Origin of the sequence: Treponema saccharophilum DSM 2985, from assembly GCF_000255555.1 — a bacterium.
Taxonomy (GTDB): Bacteria; Spirochaetota; Spirochaetia; order Treponematales; family Treponemataceae; genus Treponema_D; species Treponema_D saccharophilum.
In genome coordinates, this window is the sequence record NZ_AGRW01000025.1 from 1 (window position 1) to 25,124 (window position 25,124).

General features: G+C 57.2%; 21 protein-coding genes. 7 read left to right on the top strand and 14 right to left on the bottom strand.

The annotated features are described in order from the left end of the window. Positions 1–101 precede the first annotated feature (101 nt). The 9 genes from ffh to TRESADRAFT_RS00815 form a co-directional block, all read right to left on the bottom strand. Positions 102–1,433: a signal recognition particle protein gene (gene ffh / locus TRESADRAFT_RS00775; protein WP_002701900.1), complete on the bottom strand. Its 1,332-nt coding sequence runs from the start codon at positions 1,431–1,433 to the stop codon at positions 102–104. Between the two features lie 13 nt (positions 1,434–1,446). Further along, positions 1,447–2,508, bottom strand: coding sequence for an NAD(P)H-dependent glycerol-3-phosphate dehydrogenase (locus tag TRESADRAFT_RS00780; protein WP_002701902.1), 1,062 nt, complete (start codon positions 2,506–2,508; stop codon positions 1,447–1,449). A 55-nt stretch (positions 2,509–2,563) separates the two neighbouring features. Beyond that, complete coding sequence (gene ndk, locus TRESADRAFT_RS00785) at positions 2,564–3,010, bottom strand: nucleoside-diphosphate kinase (protein WP_002701904.1); 447 nt, start codon at positions 3,008–3,010, stop codon at positions 2,564–2,566. Positions 3,011–3,067: 57 nt separating this feature from the next. Then, on the bottom strand, positions 3,068–3,970 hold the full coding sequence (ispH, locus tag TRESADRAFT_RS00790) for a 4-hydroxy-3-methylbut-2-enyl diphosphate reductase (RefSeq protein WP_002701906.1): 903 nt from the start codon (positions 3,968–3,970) through the stop codon (positions 3,068–3,070). Between the two features lie 145 nt (positions 3,971–4,115). Further along, complete coding sequence (secF, locus tag TRESADRAFT_RS00795; protein ID WP_002701908.1) at positions 4,116–5,357, bottom strand: protein translocase subunit SecF; 1,242 nt, start codon at positions 5,355–5,357, stop codon at positions 4,116–4,118. Further along, complete coding sequence (secD, locus tag TRESADRAFT_RS00800; protein WP_002701910.1) at positions 5,357–7,141, bottom strand: protein translocase subunit SecD; 1,785 nt, start codon at positions 7,139–7,141, stop codon at positions 5,357–5,359. Before secD ends, secF begins: the two co-directional genes overlap by 1 nt. A gap of 160 nt (positions 7,142–7,301) precedes the next feature. Then, positions 7,302–7,730 carry a preprotein translocase subunit YajC gene (gene yajC, locus TRESADRAFT_RS00805; protein WP_002701912.1) on the bottom strand — a complete coding sequence of 143 codons (429 nt, stop codon included), beginning with the start codon at positions 7,728–7,730 and terminating at the stop codon, positions 7,302–7,304. Between the two features lie 40 nt (positions 7,731–7,770). After that, positions 7,771–9,501 carry a tetratricopeptide repeat protein gene (locus tag TRESADRAFT_RS00810; RefSeq protein WP_002701913.1) on the bottom strand — a complete coding sequence of 577 codons (1,731 nt, stop codon included), beginning with the start codon at positions 9,499–9,501 and terminating at the stop codon, positions 7,771–7,773. Continuing rightward, on the bottom strand, positions 9,501–10,091 hold the full coding sequence (locus tag TRESADRAFT_RS00815; RefSeq protein ID WP_002701914.1) for a hypothetical protein: 591 nt from the start codon (positions 10,089–10,091) through the stop codon (positions 9,501–9,503). The genes TRESADRAFT_RS00810 and TRESADRAFT_RS00815 overlap by 1 nt, the downstream gene beginning before the upstream one ends. Positions 10,092–10,421: 330 nt before the next feature. Here TRESADRAFT_RS00815 and TRESADRAFT_RS00820 point away from each other — a divergent pair, with 330 nt between their 5' ends. The 4 genes from TRESADRAFT_RS00820 (at position 10,422) to TRESADRAFT_RS00835 (ending at position 15,153) form a co-directional block, all read left to right on the top strand. Continuing rightward, entirely contained in the window at positions 10,422–11,063 is a 642-nt protein-coding gene (locus TRESADRAFT_RS00820) for an outer membrane beta-barrel protein (protein WP_002701915.1), read from the top strand. Between the two features lie 212 nt (positions 11,064–11,275). Beyond that, positions 11,276–12,310: a tol-pal system YbgF family protein gene (locus tag TRESADRAFT_RS00825; RefSeq protein ID WP_002701917.1), complete on the top strand. Its 1,035-nt coding sequence runs from the start codon at positions 11,276–11,278 to the stop codon at positions 12,308–12,310. Between the two features lie 97 nt (positions 12,311–12,407). Then, positions 12,408–13,691, top strand: coding sequence for a lytic transglycosylase domain-containing protein (locus TRESADRAFT_RS00830; RefSeq protein ID WP_002701919.1), 1,284 nt, complete (start codon positions 12,408–12,410; stop codon positions 13,689–13,691). A gap of 64 nt (positions 13,692–13,755) precedes the next feature. Then, a complete protein-coding gene (locus tag TRESADRAFT_RS00835) occupies positions 13,756–15,153 on the top strand; it encodes an OmpA family protein (RefSeq protein WP_002701922.1) in 1,398 nt (465 codons plus the stop codon). Positions 15,154–15,243: 90 nt separating this feature from the next. Here TRESADRAFT_RS00835 and purN read toward each other — a convergent pair whose 3' ends face one another. The 5 genes from purN to purE form a co-directional block, all read right to left on the bottom strand. Beyond that, entirely contained in the window at positions 15,244–15,870 is a 627-nt protein-coding gene (gene purN, locus TRESADRAFT_RS00840) for a phosphoribosylglycinamide formyltransferase (RefSeq protein WP_040841940.1), read from the bottom strand. Positions 15,871–15,960: 90 nt separating this feature from the next. Next, the gene (purM, locus tag TRESADRAFT_RS00845) at positions 15,961–17,067 is read right to left on the bottom strand and encodes a phosphoribosylformylglycinamidine cyclo-ligase (protein ID WP_141607034.1); all 1,107 of its coding nucleotides are present in this window, start codon (positions 17,065–17,067) and stop codon (positions 15,961–15,963) included. Between the two features lie 122 nt (positions 17,068–17,189). Then, positions 17,190–17,597, bottom strand: coding sequence for a VanZ family protein (locus tag TRESADRAFT_RS00850; protein WP_002701928.1), 408 nt, complete (start codon positions 17,595–17,597; stop codon positions 17,190–17,192). Between the two features lie 3 nt (positions 17,598–17,600). Next, complete coding sequence (gene purF / locus TRESADRAFT_RS00855; RefSeq protein WP_002701930.1) at positions 17,601–19,043, bottom strand: amidophosphoribosyltransferase; 1,443 nt, start codon at positions 19,041–19,043, stop codon at positions 17,601–17,603. A 27-nt stretch (positions 19,044–19,070) separates the two neighbouring features. Beyond that, positions 19,071–19,571, bottom strand: a complete 501-nt coding sequence (purE, locus tag TRESADRAFT_RS00860; RefSeq protein WP_002701933.1) for a 5-(carboxyamino)imidazole ribonucleotide mutase — start codon at positions 19,569–19,571, stop codon at positions 19,071–19,073. Between the two features lie 135 nt (positions 19,572–19,706). Between purE and nudC the strand changes: the two genes are divergently transcribed. From nudC to TRESADRAFT_RS00875, 3 genes are all read left to right on the top strand, one after another. Continuing rightward, positions 19,707–20,498 carry an NAD(+) diphosphatase gene (gene nudC / locus TRESADRAFT_RS00865; RefSeq protein WP_002701934.1) on the top strand — a complete coding sequence of 264 codons (792 nt, stop codon included), beginning with the start codon at positions 19,707–19,709 and terminating at the stop codon, positions 20,496–20,498. Between the two features lie 107 nt (positions 20,499–20,605). Continuing rightward, positions 20,606–21,772, top strand: coding sequence for a 30S ribosomal protein S1 (locus TRESADRAFT_RS00870; RefSeq protein WP_002701935.1), 1,167 nt, complete (start codon positions 20,606–20,608; stop codon positions 21,770–21,772). 96 nt (positions 21,773–21,868) lie between these two features. Continuing rightward, positions 21,869–25,123, top strand: a complete 3,255-nt coding sequence (locus TRESADRAFT_RS00875; protein ID WP_002701936.1) for a PD-(D/E)XK nuclease family protein — start codon at positions 21,869–21,871, stop codon at positions 25,121–25,123. Position 25,124: the final 1 nt, after the last annotated feature.

Here is a 25,124-nt window from a genome sequence, read left to right on the forward strand (position 1 = left end):
AAAACCACGCGCGCTTGTCAACAAAGGGCGCACGTTTCCCGAACGTGCGCACAAAGCCGCTCCACTTCGCGGGAAAACATGTCCCGAAAACAATGCGGCTTTCAGTTCCCAAGCTGCTGCATCAGCTGGTTCCTCAGCCCCTTGTTTTTCGTGAGTTTTTTCATCATCAGCTTCGTCTTCTCGAACTGCTTTATGAGCTTGTTGACTTCGGCGACGCTCGTTCCGCTTCCGCGGGCGATTCTTTTCCGGCGGGAAGGCCCGATTATAAGGTGGTTCGCGCGCTCCTTTTTCGTCATCGCCTGGATGATTGCCTTCTGGCGTTTCATAGCGCCGAGGTCAATCTTGCTCTCGTCGATTTTTCCCGAAAGTCCCGGAATCATCTCCATGAGGGAGGAAATCGAGCCCATCTTCCCGACTCGCTCGAACTGGTCGAGCATATCGTTGAGGGAGAATTCGCCGCGGGACATCTTCTTTTCGAGGCGCTGCGCCTCCTCGATGTCGACAGTCTCCTGCGCTTTTTCGACGAGGGAGACGATGTCGCCCATTCCGAGAATCCTGCTTGCGATTCTCTCCGGATGGAACGGCTCGAAATCCTCGGTCTTCTCGCCCGTGCCGATAAAAAGAATCGGCTTGTTCGTTATCGTCTTGAGAGAAAGCGCCGCACCGCCCCTCGCATCGGAATCGAATTTCGTGAGGATTACGCCAGTAAGCCCGAGCTGCTCGTCAAAGCTTTTCGCGATGTCGACGGCATTCTGGCCGGTCATCGCGTCCGCGACGAGAATCGTCTCGACAGGGGCAACAGCCTTCTTCACATCGACGAGCTCAGCCATCATCGCCTCGTCAATCTGGAGGCGTCCGGCCGTATCGACAATCACCGTGTCGTATCCGTTCTTCTTCGCGAACGAAAGTCCGCCCTGCGCCACCTTCACGGCATTTTTCTCGCCGTCCTCAAAGTACACGGGAACGTTTATCTTCTCGCCGAGCTGGCGGAGCTGCTCCACGGCTGCCGGGCGAACGAGGTCGCAGGCGACGAGAAGCGGGCGACGGCCGTTTTTGACAAGGCGGGCGGCGAGCTTATGAGCCGCGGTCGTTTTTCCCGCACCCTGAAGGCCGAGAAGGAGGACGACAGACTGCGAATTCGGCTCCTTCAGCTGCAAATCGACCTTCGTGTCGCCGAGCATCTTCACGATTCTGTCGTAGATTATCTTGACGAACTGCTGCCCCGGGTCAACGGCGCGGAGGACTTTCTCGCCCTTCGCCTCCTCGATTGTCGCGTTCACGAACCTGCGCACGACGCGAAGGTTTACGTCAGCCTCAAGGAGCGCCATCTTTATCTGCTCGACGGTTTCCTCGATATTTTTCTCAGTTATTGTGGACTTTCCGCTGACAGTCCTCACGATGTCGCTGAAAGTGTTCGTTATTTTCTCAAGCATTATTCAAACTCCGCTAAATTTTCTCTTCCTGTGTCAAAAGTTCCCGAAGGAAATCCATCGGTTTTATTTCCTTGTTGAGGATTCTGTAAAGACCGTCGCATATGGTCAGCTTGAGACCATGGCTCTGCGCTATTTCATGCACGAATTTGCACGCGACGGCACCCTCGGAAAGATACCCGACTTCCGAGATTCTGCTGATGAGGTCATCAAGGTTCTCGAATTTGTCGAGGATGTCAGTCTTTATGATGTCCTGCCCGAACCGCCTGTTCCGCCCGTACTTGGAGCGGCATGTAACGTCGAGGTCCCCGACGCCGGCAATAGAAGTGAATGTCTCCGCATGGGTCGCGCCCATAGCGAACCCAATCTGCTGAATCTCGTTCAGACCGGCGGCGAGCAGAAGCGACTCCGCGTTGTCGCCGAACATGTCGGAATGCTCCGAAACGGCATCAAGGCTGCCGTAGACGACCGCGATGACGTTCTTCGCGGCAGCGCAAATCTGAACGCCGATGACATCCAAACTCGAGTACGCCATCAGCCCGGGAACGCGGAGAAGCTCCCTGAATTTTATGGAATTCTTAGGACTCTCGCTCGCCGCAATCAGACCGGTAATCTTCCCCATGGCGACTTCCTCGGCATGGCTCGGCCCGGCGATGTAAACGAGCGATTTCGCATAGCAAGGAGGAAGAACTTCCTCAAGGGTCTCAAGAATCAGGCGGGGCCCGGTCGAGGACTCAATAAATCCCTTTGTCAGGACACCGATGACGGTTTTTCCTTCCTTTATTGAAGGAATGTCGGCAATCTGACGCGCCGTAGAGGCAAGGTACAACGACGGGCTTGCGAGAATGAGGAATTCTTTCCCTGATGCGACCTCCTTTATGTCGAGCGACGCAGTCATGTTCTCCGAAAGCGGATATCCCGGAAGGTATCTCTTGTTCTCATGCTCCTTGTTGATACCTTCAACGACATCCGGCTCCCTTGCCCAGACCTGAACCTTGTGACCGCCGCGAGCCAGCGCCTGAGCCAAGCCTGACCCCCATGCTCCCGCACCGATTACACCTACACTCTTTGATTCCATTCTAGCCTCGATATGCTTTTCCATTGGTTTTTTATGCGCAACACGCGGATTCCGTTCAGAACCAGCAGGACGCGCTGTCCTCCCAGTCGAGAATCTCGCAGGGCTTGAAGAAAAGACCTATCTCACGTTCCGCGCTGGAATCGCTGTCCGAAGCATGGATTATGTTGTGGCTCGTATGGGAGCAGAAATCGCCCCGTATCGTTCCGGGCTGAGCCTCGCTCGGCTTCGTAGCTCCGACAACTTTCCTGACGAGCGATACGCAATCGTCCCCCTGCCAGACCATCGCGACGACGGGCGCGCTCGTTATGTACGAGACAAGCTCATCATAGAACGGCTTGCCTTTGTGCTCGGCATAATGCTGCGCGGCAAGCTCGGGGGTAATCTGCATCATCTTAAGCGCGACAAGCTTGAGCCCCTTGTTCTCAAGACGCGTAATGACCTGACCAACAAGCCGCCTGTTAAGAACTCCCGGCTTGCACATAGTAAAACATCTTTCTGCCATAGTTTTCCGATTATACTCCCAATAAATGTTTTTTACAAACGTATAGAACGAACGCGCTCACGCCTGCAAAACGGAGCGCGACACGAGGCACTCCTCGACCTCATCGATAACGTCGTCGGGCGTGCTCGCGCCAGCCGTCAGCCCGACGCATCCGAGCGAAAAGAATTCCGCTGGAATCTCCGCCTTCGACTCAATCAGCGCGGCATGGGCGCACCGTTCCGCGGCGACGGCGAGCAGCCTGTTCGTGTTCGCGCTGCTTCTGCCGCCGACGACGAGGATTCCGTCAGCGACGGAGCAGAGCCGCTCAAGCGCCGACTGCCTTTCATGCGTCGCGGGACAGATTGAGCTGACGATTTCCGCGTCAGGGACGATTTCCGAAAGACGCGCGCTGATTTTCCCGAACATCGTGATTCCAAAAGTCGTCTGGCTCAAAAGAACCGTCTTTTTCGAGGGGACGATTTTCCCCTGCGCGGCAAGCGAATCGACGTCGGAAACGTCGCGGACGAGAAGGAAATCGGGCGCGAAGCCGTTTTTCGCATACGACTCGACGGCGCACCCTTCGATTCCGACAACCTCGCCGTGGTTCGCGTCGCCTGCAAAGACGACCGTGAAACCGCGCGACGCGTAATCCGCCGCCCGCCTCTGGCTCTGCATCACGAGCGGGCATGTCGCGTTCACGATGCGGCACCCCGTTCCGGAAAGTTTTCCCACGATTTCCGGGGGAACGCCGTGCGCGCGGATGATTACGGTATCCTCCGCGCGCACGGAACCGATTCCGCCAGCGGAAAGGACGCGGAGCCCCCGCCGCGCAAATGCATCGAGGACAATGGGATTGTGTATCAGCGGCCCGAACGTGTAGACGGTCCCCCCCGAGGAGGAATCAAGCGCGTCCGACGCCGAATTCACGGCACGGCGCACACCAGAACAGAACCCGAGTATGTCGGCACGAACTACCTTCATCAAACTTCTCCTTAAAAAAGAAACAAAAACTCCCGGCGGACTGCCCGGAAGGCGGATTCAAAAAACGGGCGCCACTCAAGCAAAAGCAAAAAAAAGGCAGGAAATGAAAGCCATTCACTTCCTGCCGTAACGAACAGTCAGAAAATCAAGACTGCGGCTCGAATTTCGCCACGTGAGAGATGTCGACAGGCATCTTCGCCGGCTTCGCGAACCGGAAATTCCTGCGCGTGAACGAAATGAACGCGCCCGCGATGAAAATCGACGAGTAGCATCCGCTTATGAGACCGACCGTAAGCGAAAGCGCGAAGTCGTGTATCGTTCCCGTCGTGAAGAAGAACAGCGCGAGGACGGCGAAAAGCGTCGTCACCGTCGTGATTACCGAGCGGCCGAGAGTCGCGCTGAGGGCGGAGTTGAGGACATCGACGAACGAATCGGCCTCGACGACGCGGATATCGCTTCTCACGCGGTCGAGGATGACTACCGTCGCGTTTATCGAATATCCGATTATCGTAAGGATTGCCGCGAGCGTCGTCGTGCTGAATTCCATCTGGCTCCATGAAATGAACGAAATCATTATGAGCGCGTCATGGATGATTGCGATGACAGAAGCAAGCGCAAAATCCCACTTGAAGCGGATTGTCGCATAGATGAAGATAAGCACGAGCGTCGCAAGCACGAGCACGACGGAGCCGGATATGAGCGAGCGGCTGAACTGCGCGCCGATGAAATCGGACTTCACAACGACAACCTTGTCAGCGCCGAACGCATTGTAGAGCGCGTCTGTCGTAGCTGACTGGAGCGCCTTTCCTCCGGTCTCGCCGCTCGCGCCCATGCGGACCTGGAAACTTCTGTCGGCATCCGTCCCGACAGCTTTGACGTCGACATCGTCGAACGTCCTGAGCGCGTTCCTCACCTCATCCGCGGAAACGGCGCCCGCATTCCCCTGCGTGAACACTTTGAGGGGCGTCGTTCCGAGAGAAGACGACACGACGGAGCTCACAAAAAGCGCGTTCTCCGAAAGGGGAACATTCCTGACGACGCTCGCCGTAACGCCCTCTACAGCCGAAAGCCGCGACGCGAGGGAAGACACGTCGGACACTTCCGCATACGGAATGACGACCGTCTTGTTGTCCGCGCCGATTCCGCTCACGACGACCTGCACGTCGTCCGAATTCACCTCAAGCTTAACGGTCGCGCTTCCGCCGTAGCTGACGTCGAGAACGTTGTCAGCTATCTTTATTTCCTCGATAAGACCGGGCTTGAAATCGAGGCCGAAATTCACGCCGCGGACGATGACAGAGACAATGCCGGCAACAATCAGAACAGCGCTGAGCACGACGGCAGCCGAAAAGTATTTGCTGAACTTTATTATTTTTCTGGAAGCCATTACTTCACCCTCCAACTGATGCTCATGTTCTTCTTGCCGACGACGTCAGTCTGGAAGTCGAACATGAGGCGAGAAACGATGAGCGCCGTGAACACGGACGAGCAGACGCCGATGGAGAGGGAGACCGCGAACCCCTGGATGGAGCCGGTTCCGAGCTGCGTAAGGAATGCCGCCGCGATGAACGTCGTGATGTTCGAGTCCATGATTGCCCAGAACGCATTGTCAAAACCAGAGACGATTGCCGCCGCCCTGCTCTTTCCCGCGCGGAGCTCTTCCTTGATGCGCTCGAAGATGATTACGTTCGCATCGACCGACATACCGACGGTAAGAATCATACCCGCGATTGACGAGAGCGTAAGCGTAAGGTTGAACGCGCTGAGGACGGAGAACATGATGTACATGTTGAGAATCTGCGCGACGACAGCGTTCACGCCCGCGCCGAGATAGAACATGAGCATAAAGCCGAGGACGAGGAGAAGGCCGACGGCGAGCGCCATCATTCCCTGATGGATTGCCTGGTCTCCCAAAGACGCCCCGACAACCTGCTGGCTTTCGACCTCAAGCGGAACCTCAAGCCATGCCGTCTGGAGAATCTTCTGGATGTTCTGCGCCTCCTCGACGCTGAACCCGCCAGAAAGCGAGACGGAGCCGCCGTTTATTGCCTGGCGGATTGTCGCCGCGGACTTTATCTTGTCGTCGCTGACAATTGCGAGCCGCTTGCCGACATTCGCAGCCGTGAAAGTCGCGAAAATATCCGCGCCCTCAGAATCGAGGACGAAGTTGACTTCGGGCTGGTTCGTCGTCTGGTCGGCGGTGACGAGCGCTTTCGTAACGTGCTTTCCGTCGAGCGCGACGGCTTTCTTCACTGCGAGATATGCGATTCTCTCGTCGAGGCCGTAATCATCCTTCTGGTAGAGGCCCATGACCTCGCAATCCTCCGGAATGACGGACGGGTCGCGGAGCTTTCCGTCTGCCGTGAACGCATTCGCCGCGTTTGCCGCATAATACGAGTTGAAAGCGGCCGTGGCATCCTCGTCGACGAGGCGGAAATTGAGGATTCCCTTTCCCATGATTATCGTGTTGACGCTCTCGCTGTCGGCAGCGCCAGGAATCTCGATGTAGATGCGGTCCTCGCCCTGCTGCCTGATGACGGGAGATGTGAGGCCGAATTTGTCGATGCGCCCCGTCAAAGTCTCGATAGCCTGCGCCATCGCGTCCTTCTTGAACTGAGCCTCGTCGGTCACCTCGTCAGGATTCTGCGCCTTGAGCGCCGCGTCGAGGTCCGCGCGGACGATGATGTTCATACCGCCGCTCAAGTCGAGGCCGAGCTTGACCGAGCTGTTGTACCTTTTTTTCGCCTTGAGTATCTCGTCGCGGTATTTTCCCTCGATGACGGACTGTATGGCGCCGCTCGGGTCGTAGCTCATCGAGAACGAGTTGAGAACCGCGCTGACAGTCATCACGGACGGAACTGCAGGAGCCTCCTGTCCCGCAGACTTGTACACCTTGGCGGCTTCCTTATAGTTCTTCTTTGCCGCCTTTACCAAATAACCGTAAGAATCGTCGAGGACCGAGTCGGGATTCTCCTTCGCAAGAGAAATAAGCGCATCGACCTCCTCTTTCGCCTTGAGCGTCGTGTAGTCCTTGATTTTCTCAAGGGAGCCGAGAGCCAGGCTCTGCTGGTCCTTCGGTGTGCGGACATACCAGCTGATTGAAGGCCACAGGAACCAGAAGCACGCGGCAAGCACCGCAAGAACAAGAATGAAACGGGTTCGTTTTTTCATTTTCGCTTAAACCACCTTTTTACAATTTCCGAATTCATTAAACCCGCCCGGAAAACGCGCAGCTTCGGGCAGGCCGTTTTGAAATGCGACATCCGAAACCGCGCGTTCCCGGCAATCTCGGACTCGTCGGCTTGTTCGGCAACGAAGTTGCCAAGCAAGCCTATTTTCCTTCTGAATCAGAAGAGGATTCCGCGCCCTCAGCGCTTTCGGCAGTTTCCTTCGGCTCGTCCTGCTCTTCCTTCTCAAGCTTGACTTCCTTCTTAGAAGCCGCGTTCCTGTCGGACACGACGGCGGAAATTGCGGAGCGGTCGAACTCGATGCGAGAGCCGTCCTCGACCTTGAGGATGAACGTGCGCTCCTTCACCGAAGCAACCGTTCCGTGGACGCCGCCGATAGTGACAATCTTGTCGCCCTTCTGGATGGAATTGCGCATCTTCTCGGCTTCCTTCTGCTTCTTGTTCTGCGGACGAATCATGAAGAAATAGAAGATGACGATGATGAGAACGAACGGGAGCACGCTGAAAAGCATGCTCTGGCTGCCCTGTGCTCCAGCAGCACTGGCATCTTGCAACAACGGTATAAAAGACATTTTATCCTTCCTTGTGTATTTAAAGTGATTTGAGAGAATATCATTTTGAATCGCCTTTGAGAAGTAAGTCCAACGACGCGTTCAGAGAAAGCAGCTCCTCGTCGGTCGGGGAGAGCGCGACGACCTGCTTGAGGTAATACTGCGCCTTCCTGAATTCCTTCTTCCGGTAATAAATCTGGTAAAGCTTGAAAAGCGAGTCCTTGTTGCGCGGGTTCGAGGTGAGGCTGAGCCGCAGGTCGTTGAGAATCTGGTCCTCCGCCTTGTCGATGAAGCTTTTCTGATAATAGGCGAAGCTTTTCATCTTGGGAGAGCCTGAAGCAAGCAGTTTCCCGATGAGCTCGGTCGCCTCCGCGCGCTTTGACATCGCGACGAGGACGGTAAGGTAGGACTGGATATTATCCTCGTCGGACGGATTCTCCCCGTATATTTCCGTGACAAGATTCCACGCCTCGTCTGATTTTCCCAGCGCGAGGCAGATTTTTATATGGGCGAAGACATCGGCCTTCCCGCATTTTTCGCCCGAGACGATGGCAGCGCTCAACGGATAGGCATCGCTCCACATCCGCCGCTGCACGAAATCCCCGACCTGGATTCTCCGCGCGTCGGGGTCGTCCGGCCGCATGGACAGAATCATCGCGGCAAGGTCGCCCGCGGAAAGCCCGAGCACACGCCCTCCCGTATCTGACGCGAGGCGGGCAGCCGCGAGCATCACCTCGGGGTCGTCGGGATACAGCGCGAGCGCAGTCTCAATCGTCGTCGTCGCCGCCCTCACGTTGCGGTTCCAGTCCTTCTGTATTTTCGAGCGAAGGAGAAGGTAGTCGCGGGATTTCGAATCGGTGCGCGCATATACGTCGAGAATCGAAGCCGCGCGGATGTTGTCGCCCTTCTCCATCAGAATCCTCGCACGGAAAAGCATGTACGACGCGTTGTCAGGCTCCTGCTGGAGGACTTTCGCGACGAATTCCTCCGCGTCGTCGAGGTTCCCCAGCGCGAACGAATTCTCGGCGCACAGCTTGAGGACGTTCCTGTCGTACGGCTCCGACGAGACAAGCGCCGACGATATCTTCCACGCCTCATCGTACCGCCCAAGCCCGTACAGGCTCGACGCGAGCGCGAACGAAACCTCGAACGTCCCCGCCTTCTCCGCCTTCCTGAAAAACGCGACGGCATCCTCATCGCGCCCGGTGCGGCGGCAGAGAACGCCGTAAAGGTAGTTCGCGATTACGGAACCGGGAGATTTTTCAAGCGCGGCGGAAAGCGCGGACTCGGCATCGGCGTAGTAATCGTCGCGCGACGACGAGCCGGCGAGGACGAGCGACGGGAGGATGAACGAGAAGAAGTCGGAGACGCCCGCGCTCGTGTCGTAGACGCCGTCATACGCGAACATGACGGGGCCGACGTACGGATTCGCCTTGAGGTCGTCCACATTCACGGACGCGAACCCAGGAATCCGCTCGCGCTGCCAGCAGAGCTCGAAAAACGCCTCGATTATGTAGATGAGGACGCGCTCGGCATCGGAATACGCGCTGTTGTTCCGCCGTATGAGGGAATACGCCTCCCTGAGCGATTCGGGAGAGCCGTATTCGACGAGGGACATCACGCGGCTGTCAATCGAGCCGAAAAACGAGACGTTTTTCCGTTCGGGGAGCGCCAGCGTCACGACCTTCGGCGCGCTCTTCTCATTCTTCTTCTTTGCGGATAACGGAGCCTGTATTATCGAGAAAAACATTATCGCGGCGGCGACTTTCCGGAAGGCACGCCACCGCTCCATCAGGAACATGCTCCATCTTGCTCGGAATCAGCCTCGCCGCCATCGTACGGGAATTTGTTTCCCGGAGTCTGCTGGTAAAGGAAAATGGAGACAAGGATTCCCCCGAACACGATGAGCATCAGGGGCCACCATTTCGACATGAAATTGACGAACGGAATTTTCACGACATCGAACGAGAACAGGAGGCAGACGCCCCCGAACGCGAACAGGAACGCCCCCGGAAAAGCGTACACGCACCGGAGACGCCTGTACCGGAAGAGGCTCGTCAAAAAAAGGCTTACGGCGCACAGCACAAGCCCCGCCGGCCAAAGCCGGATGACCGAAATCCCGCCGGGAAACGCCGACACGACAAGCCACAGAACCCCGACAAGAAAAAGATATATCCCCGAGAAAAAAACAAACGCGTTATGCCTGAACGCAAGCGCGACATAAACGAGCGCCGCCCCCGCGACAGGAATCGCAGCGGACAGGAACCGCAGCTCGACATCATCGCCGCCGACAAACTGAAATGCGAAAAAAATACCCACAAGGATAAACACAACGCCTATCGCAAGCAGAAGGTTCAGTATTGATGACGGCAGCTTCTTCATGCCGTTCAGAATACATCAGAACCACCCCTAAAACAATACACCCCCGCACGTGCCGCGCGCGCACGCTCCAAGAAACAAACGACAAACGCGCGCTGAACAATGCGTCCCCCCCAAAAAAAATCCTCACATCACACATTTCTCCAAACGCTCTCAAAACAAAAACTTCCCTCCCCACATCCACCAAGACGCACACGTGCCACGCACGTGCTGCGCGCGCACGCTCCAAGAAACAAACGATAAACGCGCGTTGAACAATGCGTGCGCCCATTTGACAAGATAACTTTCAAGAGGGTACTATCAGAAAAAAAAATCGCTTAAGGAGGATTTCAGATGATTAGGAAAATAGTTACTTTGCTTGCGGCGCTCTCGATTACGACGGCTGCGGCGGGCGCGGAGGTCTGGGCAGGAGTGCGCGGCATAATGCAGCTCAGCGCGGGAAGCTCCGTCTCCGACGACATGAAGGACAGCACAATCAGCAAAATAAAGACTTCCAGCGAAATCAGCGGAGGCGGCGCGGCATACATACACGTGCCCATCGGCGAAAGCGGGCTCGCAATCCAGCCGGAAATCGGGTTCACGCACAACAAGACAGGGCTCGACTTCGACTGGCACGGGGGAAGCACGGACGGAAGCTTCGCGTTCAACACGATAAACATCCCGCTCCTCGTCGCGTACGATTTCGAGGCCTCTAGGTTCGCGACGCTCACGCCGTTCGCAGGCCCGCAAATCGGGTTCATCGTCGGGGACGCCACATACAAGATTGACGACGAGAAAACCGAGATGTCGCCCGACACATCGATTTTCTTCAGCCTTGTCTTCGGCCTCGCGTCGACGTTCAAAATCGACTTCACGAATTCGATTGTCGCCGACATCCGCTACAACCTCGGCATGAACGAGCTTGAGTACAAGGACAAGGGGCTCGTGACGTTCCGCGGGCTGCAGATTGGGCTAGCGTACCAGATAAAATTCTAGGAGAAAGAAGCGCATGACCTTTTCCGGCCATGCGTTTTTTTTGCCATGTCCGGATTTTCGTAGGACACATGATTCCCGGCGTCATTCCGAATCAAGTCATGACAAAACAAACCTTTTTTTCAGACAGAGCCGTTTTTTATGGCAGCAGTTTTTCCGGAAGCGGAAGCATTTTCAGTGCAAAACATCGCGATTTGTGATACGGTGGAAAAACCATGCTGAAAAAACTATCATGCGCACTATTCGCGGCCGCAATCGCAATCGCCCTCCCGTCGTGCGGGAATGCGGGCGCCGGCGACGGAAGCGAAATCGACAAACTGCTCGCGCTCCTCGACGGCGGCACGCTCTCGGAGCAGTCGAGGTACGCCGCGATGAACAAAATAGCGACGACGCTGCACGCGGACAACCCGGACGATATGGTCCTGTTCCTTACCGATTGGGTGGAGAAGAATCCCGGGGACACCTACAACGCGTACTGGCTTTTCATGGTCGCGCTCGAATACTACAAGCGGGAGGACTCGGGGCCGGTCGCGGAATACTACTTCGAGCGGATTCTGCGGAACTACCCCGACTTGATGGTCAACGGGCAGTCGATACATTTCGCGTGCCTGCAGAACCTCATAAAGATAAGCAAGAACACCGCGAACAGAATCAACTATTTCAACACGCTCATAAACAACTTCCCGAACAACGTCAGCATCACGGAGATGTACGTCAGGCTCGCGCTCGAATACGAGAACGAGGGCGAATGGAACCAGGCGCTCAAGGCGTACTCGCTCTTCCTCGAGCAGCCCGACGCCTCGACAATCCAGATTCCCGGAATCCCGGACGCGCACGCAAACGCGCGGAAGATGGTCGATTTCTCGCGCTCCCCGAAAAACTGGACGTTCGAAAGCCTCGGCGCGCTCGAGCGCGCGGTGAAGAACGCAATCTCGAACTACGACTGGAAATCGCTCGACTCGTACCGCTCGAAGGTCAACTTCTTCACGATGAGCTGGAAGACGAGCGAGTCCGACGCCAACGCGCGCGAGGAATTCTCGATGCGGAATTTCATGCGCGGGAACAGAATCCGCTACAACGCGGAGCTTGACGACACGACGAACCCGAACGAGGCATACCTGAGGACGACGGGCTGGAGCACGTACGTCAACGTCTGGTACCTGTATTTCCGCAAGGTGAATTTCCCCGTAGACCCGGAAATCCACGGAAGATGGGAATGGGCGGGAATCTACCTCGGCGAAAAAATGTAGGAAAACGGCAGAAGCAGGCGGAACGGGAACGGAAATAAAGCGACGCTTCCCGCACGCCGAATCAGCATATAAAAAAAATGGAAGGAACCTTTTTACGATGAACGCGACAATGAAGATTGCGGCGGTTCTCGCCGTCGCCATATCCGCATTTCCGGCGGCAGCGAAGAACGCAGACAGCGCGGCGGCAGATGCGGGGACGACGCAGGAGATTGATGCGGGCGCGAACCTCGAAAAGCTCGAGGCGCAGATTGAATCCGAGATAATCGAGGCGGAGAAGAACACGGAGCCGGGCGAAAAAACGGCCGCGGAAGAACCGATTCAGGCAGAGGCTGTCGCCGACGGCACAATCGACGTGCAGATTGAGGTCGTCGCAGAGGAAATCCCCGCGAAGAAGGACGACATCACGCACGTCGCGGGGCTTGACGTGGAGCAGACGGACTACGCGCAGTCGATGGTCAGAAAATACATGGCAATCTACACCTCGGAGAAAGGAAGCCGTACGCTCAGGGCAATCCTCAGGAACGGTGAGGAATACCGCATTTTCGTCAGGAAAAAGCTTGCGGAGGCGGGGCTTCCGCGCGCGCTCGAATACCTTCCCGTAGTCGAAAGCGAGTACACGATTGCCGCGACATCGAAAAGCGGCGCGAAGGGAATGTGGCAGTTCATGGAGAATTCGATAAAGCCGTACCTCAAGAAAAACGACTGGATTGACGAGCGGCTCGACCCGTGGAAGAGCACGGACGCGGCAATAAGGAAGCTCAAGGAGAACTACGACGTCTTCGGCGACTGGGCGCTCGCGCTCGCGGCATACAACTGCGGGGCGGGGGCGATGCTCAAGACGACGAGGGAAAACCCGGACAAATCGTTCTGGATTCTCGCCGAGCAGGGCTACCTCAAGAAGCAGACGGTGCATTACGTTCCAAAGCTCATCGCGATTGCGGAGCTTTCCGAGAACCCGGAAAAGTACGGGCTCGACCTTCCCGTCCTTGAGGACGACGCCGAAATAGCCCAATACGACTTCGTGAAGACGGGGCGGCCGGTCAGCCTCATGAAAATAGCGTCGGAGATGAACATCGGCGTCAAGACGCTCAAACGGCTGAACCCATCGCTCGTCCGGAACGTGACGCCGCCCATGCAGGGCTTCCCGCTCAGGGTTCCGCTCGGCACCGCGGAAATCGCGAAGAAGGCCGTCGAGAAGCTGCAGAAGGAATCGGGCGGAGCCTCGTCTTTCTACGTGGAGCACAAAATCATCTCGGGCGACACGCTCTGGGGGCTTTCGCGCACGTACGGATGCAAGGTCGACGACATCTGCGACCTGAACGGAATCTCGCAGAAGACAATCCTCAAGTTGGGGAAAGTCCTCTACATTCCGCTCAAATAATGCCGAAATTCAAAAGAGGTTCCCCAATCGGAACGGGGCCTTATCTTTTACCGAGGTTTTTATTTTGAAAAAATTCGCAACATTGAACGCCCTTCTGGCTTCGGCCCTCGTCATCGGCTTCGCCTTCCCGCTCGGGGCGCAGAGCACGTGGAACGCACAGGAGGGCGCGGAAATTCTCAGCGCCGGAAAGAAGAACACAATCACGTCGGAAAGCTCGATAGACTGGTCGAAGGCAAAATTCATATCGAACGTCAGCCTCGACACGGAAAAAGCGGGAATCGCGATGCCGTCCGGAAAAAAATCGGCGACGAACACCATAAACACCGAGCTTCCCGTCCTCATAAAAGACCCGCTCCTCTCGCTTTACGTCAACAACAGGCAGCAGCTCGGCGACCTCGTCATGGAGGACACCGTGACGCTCGAGCAGCTGACGCAGATAATCGACGACGGCGACAAGACCCCGGGCGTTTTCGCGAACGGGACGCTGACGCTCAAGACGACGCATTCGGTAAACCTCCTCGACATCGAGGCGCTGATGATAAAGCACCACGTACCGTACAAGAACGCGAAGCCGATAGAGCAGACGTCGTCGCGCATCTACACAGGAATCGTAATCGACGCGCGGGGAACGCTTCCCGTCCACGGCGAATTCGTCAAGGACAGCACATACCCCTGCTTCTTCCCCGAGATTTGGGACGAGAACATGAACCTCATCTACGAGCGCAACATGGGCGACCCGCAAATCGAGAAGGCAATCGGCATGATTCATTACGACTGGGAGGACGACGAGTCGAAATACCAGGACAGAATCGGGCTCGACCCGATGCACATCCGCGCGAGGAAAGTCTACGGCGAGCAGAGGACAGACCCCGTCATCTCGAGGAACGACGCGCTCAAAATCCTGACCGTGCCGGAAAACCTCAAGCTCCTCCGCGAAGGGAAAATCGTCATTCTCCTCGACAAGGAGAACCTCGTGCACTCGGTGAGCGCGCCCGTGAAGACGGAAAGCTACTACACCGCCCTCCGCGAGATAAAGCGCATTCTGAAAAACAACGACGAGGACGACGACGTAATCGACGGCTGGGAAGGACTCACCGTCCTGTCGAACCTCCAGTTCGTGGCGGACAGCGCGCGGCTGCTCGACAGCGAGCTTCCGAAACTCGCGAGCATTGCCGAATCGCTCAAGAAGCTCATAAAGACGGGGAACTACACGATTCTCGTCGAGGGGCACACCGCGGACGTGAACAAGCCGACGGGACAGCAGAAGCTTTCGGAGGAGCGCGCGAAGGCGATTGTCGACACGCTCGTCGGGAACGGGCTTCCGAGGAAAATCTTCACGTACAAGGGACACGGCGGAACGGAACCCGTCGCCACGAACGACACCGCGGAAGGAAGGGCCGCAAACAGGCGCGTCGTCATCACGGCGAAACCCACAGCCCGGACGTTCATACTCAAAAACTAGGCATTCATTCGCACGCCGTCAAAAAAAAACGCCCGGAAAAATTCCGGGCGTTTCTCATTCACAGGCAACGGTTTTCGGCAAAATCCCGCATCACTTCCCGAGGATTCCTGCCAAAGCGCAGACGCCCTCAACCATCGCCTCGTGCTCGAACGGCGCGATGCGCGCATACAGGGAATCGGGCGTGTCGCCCTCGACAACGGGAACCTTCTTCTGGACGAGAATCCGCCCCGTGTCGCATCCCGCATCGACGAGGTGGACGGTGCAGCCCGATTCCTTCTCCCCCGCCGCAAGGACAGCCTCGTGGACGTGGTGGCCCCACATGCCGACGCCGCCGAATTTCGGAAGGAGCGCCGGATGGAGGTTCACGATGCGCCCTGAAAATTCGTCGATTATCCGCCCCGAAAGAACCGTCAGCCAGCCGGCAAGCACGATTGCGTCCGCGCCCCGGGCCTTCGCCGCCTCCATCGCCGCATCGGAAACGGCGACGCGCTTCTCATCCTTCGTGGCGGACTTCGCGCGCTCCGCGCCCATCACGGAAAACGGCGAGCATATATCCGTGGGGATGCCGGCATTCCGCGCGCGTTCAAGGGCAAACGCGCTTTTTGTGTCGGCGACGACGGAGACGATTTTATAGGGGCATGACGGAACGGAGCGCTCGTAATCGATAAGTGCCTGAAGGTTTGTTCCGCCGCCGGAAACGAAAACTGAAATATTCATTGTTTTTTCCCGAATGTCATTCCATAAAAAAGACAGGAGGCACACGCCGAAAAAGCGATGCGCCTCCACAAAAAATCCCAAAAAGATGTCCTATTCAAGAATAGTCGCGTCATGCGAACCTTTCAGCTCGCCTCCGAGCACTTTCGCGCTCTTCTCGACGCCGCCGATGCGGTATGCCTTGAGGTCGGGAATTCCGAGCCGCTTGTGCACGTCCGTCGCCCATTTTCCGGCATTCGCGTTGATGTGCGCGACAATCTCGTCCGCCTTGTCCGCGCTGACGGCAAGGACAAGCCCGATTCCCATGTTGAACGTTCCCCACATTCCCTCGGCATCGGCACCGCGCCGCTCAAGCTCGGCGAAAATCGCGGGCTTCTCCCACGAATCCTTCTTTATGCGGGAGACGAGCTGCGTTCCCTTGGGATACATTCTCGGAACATTCTCGTAGAATCCGCCGCCCGTGATGTGCACCATTCCGTGGACGGCGCTTCCGAACGACTCGAGAACGTCCATCACGGGACGCACGTAGATGCGCGTCGGGGTGAGGAGCACGTCGCCAATCTTGCGCCCGCCGAAATCCTCATTGAAATCCGTGACGAGCTTCCTGACGAGCGAGTATCCGTTCGAGTGGCACCCTGTGGAGGAAAGACCGATGAGGACGTCACCCTCGCGGATGTCCTTTCCCGTAATCATAGAATCCTTCTCGCCGAAACCGACGCCGAACCCCGCGAGGTCGTACTTTCCGACATCGTAGAATCCCGGCATCTCCGCAGTCTCGCCGCCGAGAAGCGCGCATCCCGCATCGACGCAGCCGTCGGCAACGCCCTTCACGAGCTCGCCCGCCACTTTCGCGTCAAGCTTCCCGCATGCGACGTAATCGAGGAAGAACGACGTCCTGACGCCGGAGCAGAGTATATCGTTCACGCTCATCGCGACGCAGTCTATTCCGACGGTGTCGTACCTCCCCATCTGGAACGCGATGTCGAGCTTCGTGCCGACGCCGTCCGTTCCGCTGACCGCAACAGGATGCTTGAGCCCAGCCGGAATCTCGAACATGCCGTTGAAGCTTCCGAGCTCCGTAAGAAGCCCGGGGATAGCCGTACGCTTCGCATGGTTCTTGTATTCGTTAACAGCGTTGTATCCTTCCTCGACATCAACGCCCGAATCCTTGTAGTCCATCGTCTTTGAATTCTGTGCCATGATTTTCTCCATAATGAATGTCTCCGCAGGACCGCAGATGACAGATGTTCATCTTAATCGATTGCTTTATCTATTGCTAGTTCCCGGCTCGGGTTTTGTCGGAGCGACCGCGCCCGATTGCATTATCCGCCACTTTTTCCGGACTTTGCGCTGCCGGAGCGGATGGCCGACAAAACGGACAATGCCGCGACGAAAGCGAGGCTTCCGATTATTCCTCCGAGCGTGTCCGCGCACCAGTCGGGAACGGAGCTGGAGCGCCCCGGAGTAAACGACTGGTGGACCTCGTCGATTATGCCGTACGCGGAGACGAAGAGCGCGGGAATCCACGAAGAGCGGAGCGCATGCGCTTTCGCACCGAACGCCGCCCAGAACGCAAGCCCCGCGAAGCACACGGTATGGACGAGCTTGTCCGCGTTCCAGAACGAAGGCATCATCTCGATTCTCGGAAGCGACGAAAGATGCCAGCTGACGCAGACGATAGCGAAAGCCGGCACCCATCGAAGCGCCGCAAACAGGAACTTCGCGCGCATGGATTACGCCTTGTTCACCTCGCCCGGAACCGAAATCGGGTATTCACCCGAAAAGCATCCCGTGCAGAAGCCGAACGACTCGGGGCAGACGGAGCGGCACGCCTCAAGCAGCCCGTCGGGGCTCAAAAACGCGAGGCTGTCCGCGCCAATCATCGCGCAGATATCGTCGGCGTTGTGCGCCGAGGAAATAAGCTCGCCGCGCGTCGGCGTGTTTATCCCGAAGTAGCACGGGAATTTCACCGGCGGGGAAGAAATCCTGAAGTGGACCTCCTTCGCGCCCGCCCTCCTGAGAATCTGCACGAGCCTCCGCGATGTCGTTCCTCGGACAATCGAATCGTCTATGACAATCACGCGCTTTCCGCGGACGTCGCAGGGAACGGCGTTCAGCTTGACGAAAACCATGTTCTCGCGTTCCTTCTGCGTCGGAGCGATGAACGTGCGCCCGATGTACTTGTTCTTGACGATTCCCGTCGCAAACGGAACGCCCGACTCCTTCGAATATCCGAGCGCGGCGCCAATCCCGCTGTCGGGGACGCCCACGACGACATCGGCGGGAACCCCGCTCTCCCGGGCAAGCGCCGCCCCCATCGCGTACCTCGCCTCCTGGACGGCAATCCCGTCGATGACCGAATCGGGGCGCGCGAAGTAGACGTACTCGAATATGCACGTGCGCTTGCTCGTCCGCTCACCGAATTCGAACGAAAGGACGCCGTCGTCGTTTATGATGACAATCTCGCCCGGGCGTATGTCGCGGACGAACGAGCCGTTGACGGCATCGATGGCGCACGTCTCCGACGCGACTATCCATCCGTTGTCGAGCTTTCCGAGGCAGAGCGGGCGGATTCCGTTGGGGTCTCGCGCCGCAATCAACGCGTTCTCCGTCATGACGCAGAGCGCGAAGCTCCCCTTTATCATCTGAATCGTATCCGTCAGCGCGCGCTCAAGCCCTTTTTTGTACGAGCGCGCGATGAGCTTGACGATGACCTCGGTGTCGCTCGTCGAGTTGAACGTACATCCAGAGTCGTCAAGAAGCTCCCTGAGCTGCTCATAATTGACGAGCTGGCCGTTGTGCGCCACGGAAATCGTCCCGAATTTCGACGACTGGACCATCGGCTGCGCGTTCTCTATCGAGCAGCTTCCCGCGGTCGCGTACCTGACGTGCCCGAGCGCAATCCTTCCGCGCAGGCGCCCGAGCGATGCGGTGTCGAACGCCTCCGCGACGGAGCCGAGCGACTTGTGGACGTTCACCTCGCTTCCGTCGGAAACGGCGATTCCGGCGCTGTCCTGCCCCCTGTGCTGCAGCGAATAAAGCCCGTAGTACACTTTCTGGGCGGCGTTCATATCGGCGGCATCGTCCTTCTTCACGGCGTTAAGAAAAACGCCGAAAACGCCGCACTCGTCGCGAAGCTTGTCCTCCTCCGCGCAAAACCAACTGTTGTCTTCCATAGAAAAATCCCCTAAAACCCCAGGAACCTACAGCTCGATTCCGAGACCGCCGTTCTTCTCGACGTCGTCGGCAAGCTTCTTCCTGAAATCGGCAAGCTTGGCGCGAAGCTCCGGATATTTCACCGCGAGGATTTCGACCGCAAGATACGCCGCGTTCTTGGCGCTGTTGATTCCGACCGTGGCGACGGGAATCTGCGGCGGCATCTGGACAATCGAAAGGAGCGAGTCCATTCCCGCAAGGCCGTTGCTTTTTCCCGGGGAGACGCATTCGAGCGGGACTCCGATTACGGGAAGAACTGTTTCGGAAGCGATTACGCCCGGAAGAGCCGCCGCAAGACCCGCGCCCGCGATGATTACCTCGCAGCCGTCGGACTCAACCTGCCGAACCGTGCGCGCGAGAAGAGCGCCCGCCCTGTGCGCCGAAATAACGTATGCTTTGAAATCCACGCCGAATTCGCGCAGAACATCCGCGGCCTTCTTCATCTGCTCGGTATCCGACTTGGAACCGAAGAAAATCGCAACCTTCATGTGAAACCTCCAAAAAAATCCCGCCGAGACCGGAAGGGACGCCCCCATTCTACCGAAATCGACTTATCGTGAAAATTGCGCGAGCGCCGGCTTTTTTTTCAGCAAAAATTCAATTTTCAGTTGTAAAATGGTCTTATGTCTATCACATCAACTCTTTTGAACAACGAGAACACGAGAAATTTCATATTCCGCGACAAATCGATACTGCTCAAGGACGGAAAGCTTCCCGACGCCCCGACGCTCGGGCTGTGCCTGCAGCTCGACGCGGCATCGGACTGGCTTTCCGAGCCGGAGATGTCGATGTCGGCCCTTGAGCTTGAGGGCGGCGCCCCGAACCCCAAGGGATGCGAGGACATCCCGCTCAGGGAATTCTTCCACCGCTGCCACGAATCGGGAGACGAAGAGCTCGGCGCGCTTGCCGCACGGGCGAAGGGGCTTTTGAATTTCAAGGCGAGCAAGCGATTCTGCTCCGTATGCGGCGGGAATTTGCACGACGACGACAAATTCACCGCGAGAACGTGCGGAAAATGCGGAAGGCAGTTCTTCCCGCAGATTGAGCCTGCGATTATCGTCCTCGTGAGCCGCGGGGACGAATACCTCCTCGCGAAGCACGCGCAGCGCAACACGGACGTGTGGACGACGCTCGCCGGATTCGTGGAGCTCGGCGAGACAATCGAGGATGCCGTCCACCGCGAGATTTTCGAGGAGACGGGAATCCGCGTGAAGAACCTCAGGTACGTCGCGAGCCAGGCGTGGCCGTTCCCCGACCAGCTGATGCTTGCGTTCCGCGCGGAATACGAGTCGGGGGAAATCCGCGTGCAGGAAAGCGAAATCAAGGCGGCGCGTTGGTTCAGGAAAGACGACCTTCCCGCAATCCCGCCGGCAGGCTCCGTGGCGCACAACCTCATAACGGGCGTTTTCGGCTGAAAATGCGTTCCCCACGGTGCGCTTCCGGCAGCATTTCCGCCCCTTTATCAATTCCCAAAAAAAAGCTATCCTATCGAATCTATAAGAACTTTTTTTAGGAGCAAAACATGGAGAACATGGAAAACTTGGACTTCTCAGCTGCATTGAAGTCATTTCAGATAGGGGAATCAGTTGAGGGAACAGTAGTCCAGATAACCGACGACACCGTATTCATCGACGTCGGCGCAAAAAGCGAAGGTTTCATCGACAAGGCGGAATTCACAGATAAAGACGGCGCGGTCTCGGTAAAAGAGGGCGACACGGTAAAGGCTTTCTACATGCCGTCACAGAAGCGCCGCGACGAGCTCCGCTTCACCACGAAGCTCGGCACCTCGAAGGGCGACGCTGACGCTGCGGGCGATGCGGCGCGCGACATGCTCGAGAACGCGTTCAACGCGGGAATGAAGGTCGAGGGAAAGGTAAAGGGCGAGATAAAGGGCGGCTACGAGGTCGAAGTTTCCGGAATGCGCGCGTTCTGCCCGTACTCGATGATGGGATTCATGACGAAGGCGGAGCCTGCCGAGTACATCGGCCGCACGCTTGAATTCGTCATCACCGAATTCAAGAACGGCGGAAAGAACATCGTCGTCTCGAACAGGAAGGTCCTCGAGGCAGAGGCGAACGAGAAGCTCGCCGAAATCGCGACGGTCGGAACTACGGTCAAGGCTGTCGTCAAGTCGCTCAAGAACTACGGCGCGTTCGTCGAAATCGCGGGAACGGGCTTTCAGGCGCTCCTCCCCGTCAGCGAAATCTCCCACCAGCGCGTGAACGACGTCGCGGACGTCCTCAGCGAGGGACAGGAAATCGAGGCGAAAATCATCAAGGCTGAATTCGAGGAAGGAAAGAAGCCGCGCGTCTCCGTCAGCATGAAGGAACTCGAGAAAGACCCGTGGGAAGGCGTCGCGGAGAAATACCCCGCAGGAACAAAGCTCACCGCGAAAATCGCCCGCACCGCAACGTTCGGTCTTTTCATCAACCTTGAGCCGGGACTCGACGGCCTCGTCCACATCTCGACGCTCGGCCTCAAGCAGGGAACGAACCTCAGCAAGAAGTTCAACATCGGCGACGACTTCGACGTCGTTGTCGACAAAGTTGACGAGGCTGAGCACAGGATTTCACTCCGCCCGGCGACAAGCGTCGCTCAGGACACGAGCGCGAACGACTACTTCTCCGCACACAAGAGCGACAACTCCGGCGAGACGTACAACCCGTTCAAGGCTCTCCTGAGCAAATAATTCTGACTGTCATTGAGAAATGACGGCACGACGGCGGTTTGTTTTACCGCCGTTTTTTTTTGCCGGTTCATCAAAACGAACCTATATTTTTTAATCATGAGCAAAATCATATCCCCGATAGAAAAAGCGATACGCGAGAACATATCGAATCCCTCGTCCGTCTTCGTGTTCCCGACACAGACAGCCGCGGACATGTGGGCGGAAAAGATAACGGAAGACGAGCAGCACCGCTCCGTCGCGATGGAGCAGTTCGCGGCATGGGACGACTTCAAGGGCAGGTCGATAAAAAGCCGCAACCAGGACAAGACGTCCATACCGTCCCTCATGAGGCAGGTTTTCGCGGCGAACCTGATTCAGCAGAACGCGCAGAATCCGTTCCTCGCCTCGATAATACAGCCGGACTTCGCGTCCGACGCGTCCGGATTCACGAAATGGGTGGCGAAGCTGCTGCCTTCGCTGCGGGCGTGGAAGGAAATGTCGCCCGACGAATCGGAATGGGACGAGGAAGACCGGGATTTTTCGAACATATACGGCAGGTACAAGGAATTCCTCGACGCGCACGGGCTGTTCGACCCGGCATGGGAAACGCCGCCGTTCGAGGACGACGGGCACGAGTATTTCATAATCTACCCGGAAGTCCTCATGGATTATTCCGAGTACAAGGGAATCCTCGAATCGTCGCCAAAAATCCACCTCGTCAGCACGAAATCGATTGAGAAAACGGAAAAAATCCGCGCGAAATTCTACGAGAACTCGCGCGTGGAGCTTCGGGAGACGGCGCTGCTGATACGGAACCTGCACGACAAGGACGGAATCCCGTGGGCAAGAATCGCGCTGAGCGTGCCCGACTTGGAGACGTTCGCGCCGTACATCGAGCGGGAGCTTTCCCTCTACTCCGTGCCGTTTTCGATGAGGACGGGGCGGAACCTTTCGGAGACGGCGGCGGGCAGCTTCTTCGTGCAGGCGCAGGAATGCGTCCAGAACGATTTCTCGCTCGAATCGGTGCGGAACCTTCTCATGAACAACGCGCTCCCGTGGAAGGACCAGAAACTCAACGAGCGGCTCGTCGAATTCGGCAAGGACAAAAGCTGCATCTGCTCGTACAGGTACGGCGGAAAGCACGTGGACGTCTGGGAGGAATCGTTCGAGGGCTGGCTGTGGCGCGCGCGGAAGCTTTCGGAATTGTACAACGGGCTCGGAGCCGACGTCCCCGACGGGGAGGCCATCGGGCGGGAGGATTTCACACGCGCGTTCGGCATCGTTTCAGGCGACGAGGAAAAATGGAAGAAAGTCGTCGAATTCTTCGACGGATGCCACCATCCCCTTCCGGAAGGAATCGGCGCGGAGGAATTCGCGTCGCACAACGAGAAATACGCGAAGCTCGACGAGAAGGAGCTGCGGCGCCTTTACGAGACGCTCCGGTTCATGCTTCAGGGAAAAGTCGGGCGCGGAACGTTCGAGGAAATATACGCGAATTCGTTCAGCGCGCACCGCACGGAAATCGAGTCGTTCCTCGCGGAAAAGGGCGTTCCGATAGGAAAAAACGCGGACGGACGGGAATTCTCCGAGGCGGCGCTCAAGGCGTTCCGGAAAGACGAGAAATCGGCGCGCGAATTCTTCGCCGGAATCGGGCAGGAAATTCCGCAGGGGCTTGTCACGGCGGATTCGTTCGCGGAGATAAACAAATCGTACTTCCGGTTCAAGAGCTATTTCTTCGACATGAACAAATGCGACGGAAAAAGCGACAGAATCATCAGCCGCTGCATAAAGGAGCTCGGCACGCTCGGCGAGCTTGAGCAGGCCTTTCCCGACTGCCCCGTCCCGAACCCGTTCCAGTTCTTCACGTCGCACCTCTCAGAGACGCCCTACGTAATGAAATCGGAGACGAGCGGCGTGCAGGTTTTCGCGTACCGGGCGGCTGTCGCATCCCCGTTCGACGCGCAGATTGTCATCGACGCGAGCCAGGACTCTGTGTCGGTGTCGTCGCTCTACAAGCGGATGTCGTTCCTCAACGAAATGAAGCGCAGCAGGCTCGGCATCGAGGACATAGACCCGACGGAGGATTTTCTGCGGATTTACGGGATGTCGGAGAAGGCGGAAAGCTCGTTCTCGGCGTCGGCAAAGACGTTCGGCGGATACGCATTTCTGCACGGGATGCTCGAGCCGGAAAACCTCATCCCCGAACCGTCGAAGGGAATCATCCCGGAGATGGGCTACGACATCTACGGCGAGGAAAAGGACGCGCTCCTGCAGACTGACGAACGGGATTTCGTCCTGTACAGGCGGAAAAGCGCGGGAATCGGAAAGCCGTCATACCCCGCATTTCTGTTCGGAGAGATGGGGCGCGGCTTCAGCACATGGAAAAATGCCGCGGAAAAAATCGACGGCGGCGCGTCCAAGGAAAAAATCCGCGCGGCCGTCATGGCAAAACTGTGGGACGACGAGCGAAAACGGATAAAAGTCTCGCAGTCGGCGCTCAAGCTGTTCTTCAAATGCCCGCGCCTCTGGCTCTACAGGGCGATACTGAACCTGGAAGCCCCCGACAACGAAGCACTCCTCATCGAGCGGTTCACCATGGGAAACGTCTACCACCAGATTCTCGACACGTTCTGCCAGAAGCTCAAAAACAAAACGGAGAACGGCGTAAAGGGAATCCCGCTCCGCACGGAAAACGGCGCGCTCGACCAGACGCGGCTTGCGCTGCTGATGGACAGCATCGACGAGACGCTCAAGACGTTCCGGGCGAACCACATCCCGAAAATGCTTCTTCTGACGGACAGGGCGGCGATAACGGAGCAGATGGTGAAAACGGTCACGGAATTCTCGAAGGAATTCGAAGGGCTTTTCATTGCGGAGACGGAGCAGACATACGATTACATGCCCGAGGGAAAAAACTATTTCCTCAGCGGAAAAATCGACTGCCTTCTTTTCGACAAAACGAGCGGGGACTTCACGCTCATCGACTACAAATCGACCGCCGGCTCCATCCCCGCGAAGAACCTTTACGCGGACGGTCCAGACTCCGTTCCCGACCCGCAGATTCCGATGTACAAGACAATCCTCGAAAACCAGGGGAACGGGACGGCGGAGAAAGTCACCGCGGCGGCGTTCTACAACATCAAGGACGCGAAGGCGACATTCGTTTTCGGAAACGACAGCAAAAAAACGCCGGACGATTTCGGCGCGACGATAGAGCGGTTCATCGATATGGCGGACGAATACGCGGAGAGAATCGCCGCCTGCGACTTCGGGATAACGGACGAGGCGCAGACGTACCAGACATGCGCCGCAAGCGACTGCAGCGACTACCGCGCCATATGCAGGCGGTTCTTCAACGTAAACAGGAAATAGG

Coding starts and splice junctions, on each gene's coding strand:
- TRESADRAFT_RS00810 (WP_002701913.1), bottom strand. CDS start 9,501: ATGGAGCGGTGGCGTGCCTTCCGGAAAGTCGCCGCCGCGATAATGTTT.
- TRESADRAFT_RS00830 (WP_002701919.1), top strand. CDS start 12,408: ATGAACGCGACAATGAAGATTGCGGCGGTTCTCGCCGTCGCCATATCC.
- secD (WP_002701910.1), bottom strand. CDS start 7,141: ATGAAAAAACGAACCCGTTTCATTCTTGTTCTTGCGGTGCTTGCCGCG.
- purF (WP_002701930.1), bottom strand. CDS start 19,043: ATGGAAGACAACAGTTGGTTTTGCGCGGAGGAGGACAAGCTTCGCGAC.
- purM (WP_141607034.1), bottom strand. CDS start 17,067: ATGGCACAGAATTCAAAGACGATGGACTACAAGGATTCGGGCGTTGAT.
- TRESADRAFT_RS00780 (WP_002701902.1), bottom strand. CDS start 2,508: ATGGAATCAAAGAGTGTAGGTGTAATCGGTGCGGGAGCATGGGGGTCA.
- TRESADRAFT_RS00825 (WP_002701917.1), top strand. CDS start 11,276: ATGCTGAAAAAACTATCATGCGCACTATTCGCGGCCGCAATCGCAATC.
- secF (WP_002701908.1), bottom strand. CDS start 5,357: ATGGCTTCCAGAAAAATAATAAAGTTCAGCAAATACTTTTCGGCTGCC.
- TRESADRAFT_RS00850 (WP_002701928.1), bottom strand. CDS start 17,597: ATGCGCGCGAAGTTCCTGTTTGCGGCGCTTCGATGGGTGCCGGCTTTC.
- TRESADRAFT_RS00815 (WP_002701914.1), bottom strand. CDS start 10,091: ATGAAGAAGCTGCCGTCATCAATACTGAACCTTCTGCTTGCGATAGGC.
- nudC (WP_002701934.1), top strand. CDS start 19,707: ATGTCTATCACATCAACTCTTTTGAACAACGAGAACACGAGAAATTTC.
- purN (WP_040841940.1), bottom strand. CDS start 15,870: ATGAATATTTCAGTTTTCGTTTCCGGCGGCGGAACAAACCTTCAGGCA.
- ispH (WP_002701906.1), bottom strand. CDS start 3,970: ATGAAGGTAGTTCGTGCCGACATACTCGGGTTCTGTTCTGGTGTGCGC.
- ndk (WP_002701904.1), bottom strand. CDS start 3,010: ATGGCAGAAAGATGTTTTACTATGTGCAAGCCGGGAGTTCTTAACAGG.
- TRESADRAFT_RS00820 (WP_002701915.1), top strand. CDS start 10,422: ATGATTAGGAAAATAGTTACTTTGCTTGCGGCGCTCTCGATTACGACG.
- TRESADRAFT_RS00870 (WP_002701935.1), top strand. CDS start 20,606: ATGGAGAACATGGAAAACTTGGACTTCTCAGCTGCATTGAAGTCATTT.
- TRESADRAFT_RS00875 (WP_002701936.1), top strand. CDS start 21,869: ATGAGCAAAATCATATCCCCGATAGAAAAAGCGATACGCGAGAACATA.
- yajC (WP_002701912.1), bottom strand. CDS start 7,730: ATGTCTTTTATACCGTTGTTGCAAGATGCCAGTGCTGCTGGAGCACAG.
- ffh (WP_002701900.1), bottom strand. CDS start 1,433: ATGCTTGAGAAAATAACGAACACTTTCAGCGACATCGTGAGGACTGTC.
- purE (WP_002701933.1), bottom strand. CDS start 19,571: ATGAAGGTTGCGATTTTCTTCGGTTCCAAGTCGGATACCGAGCAGATG.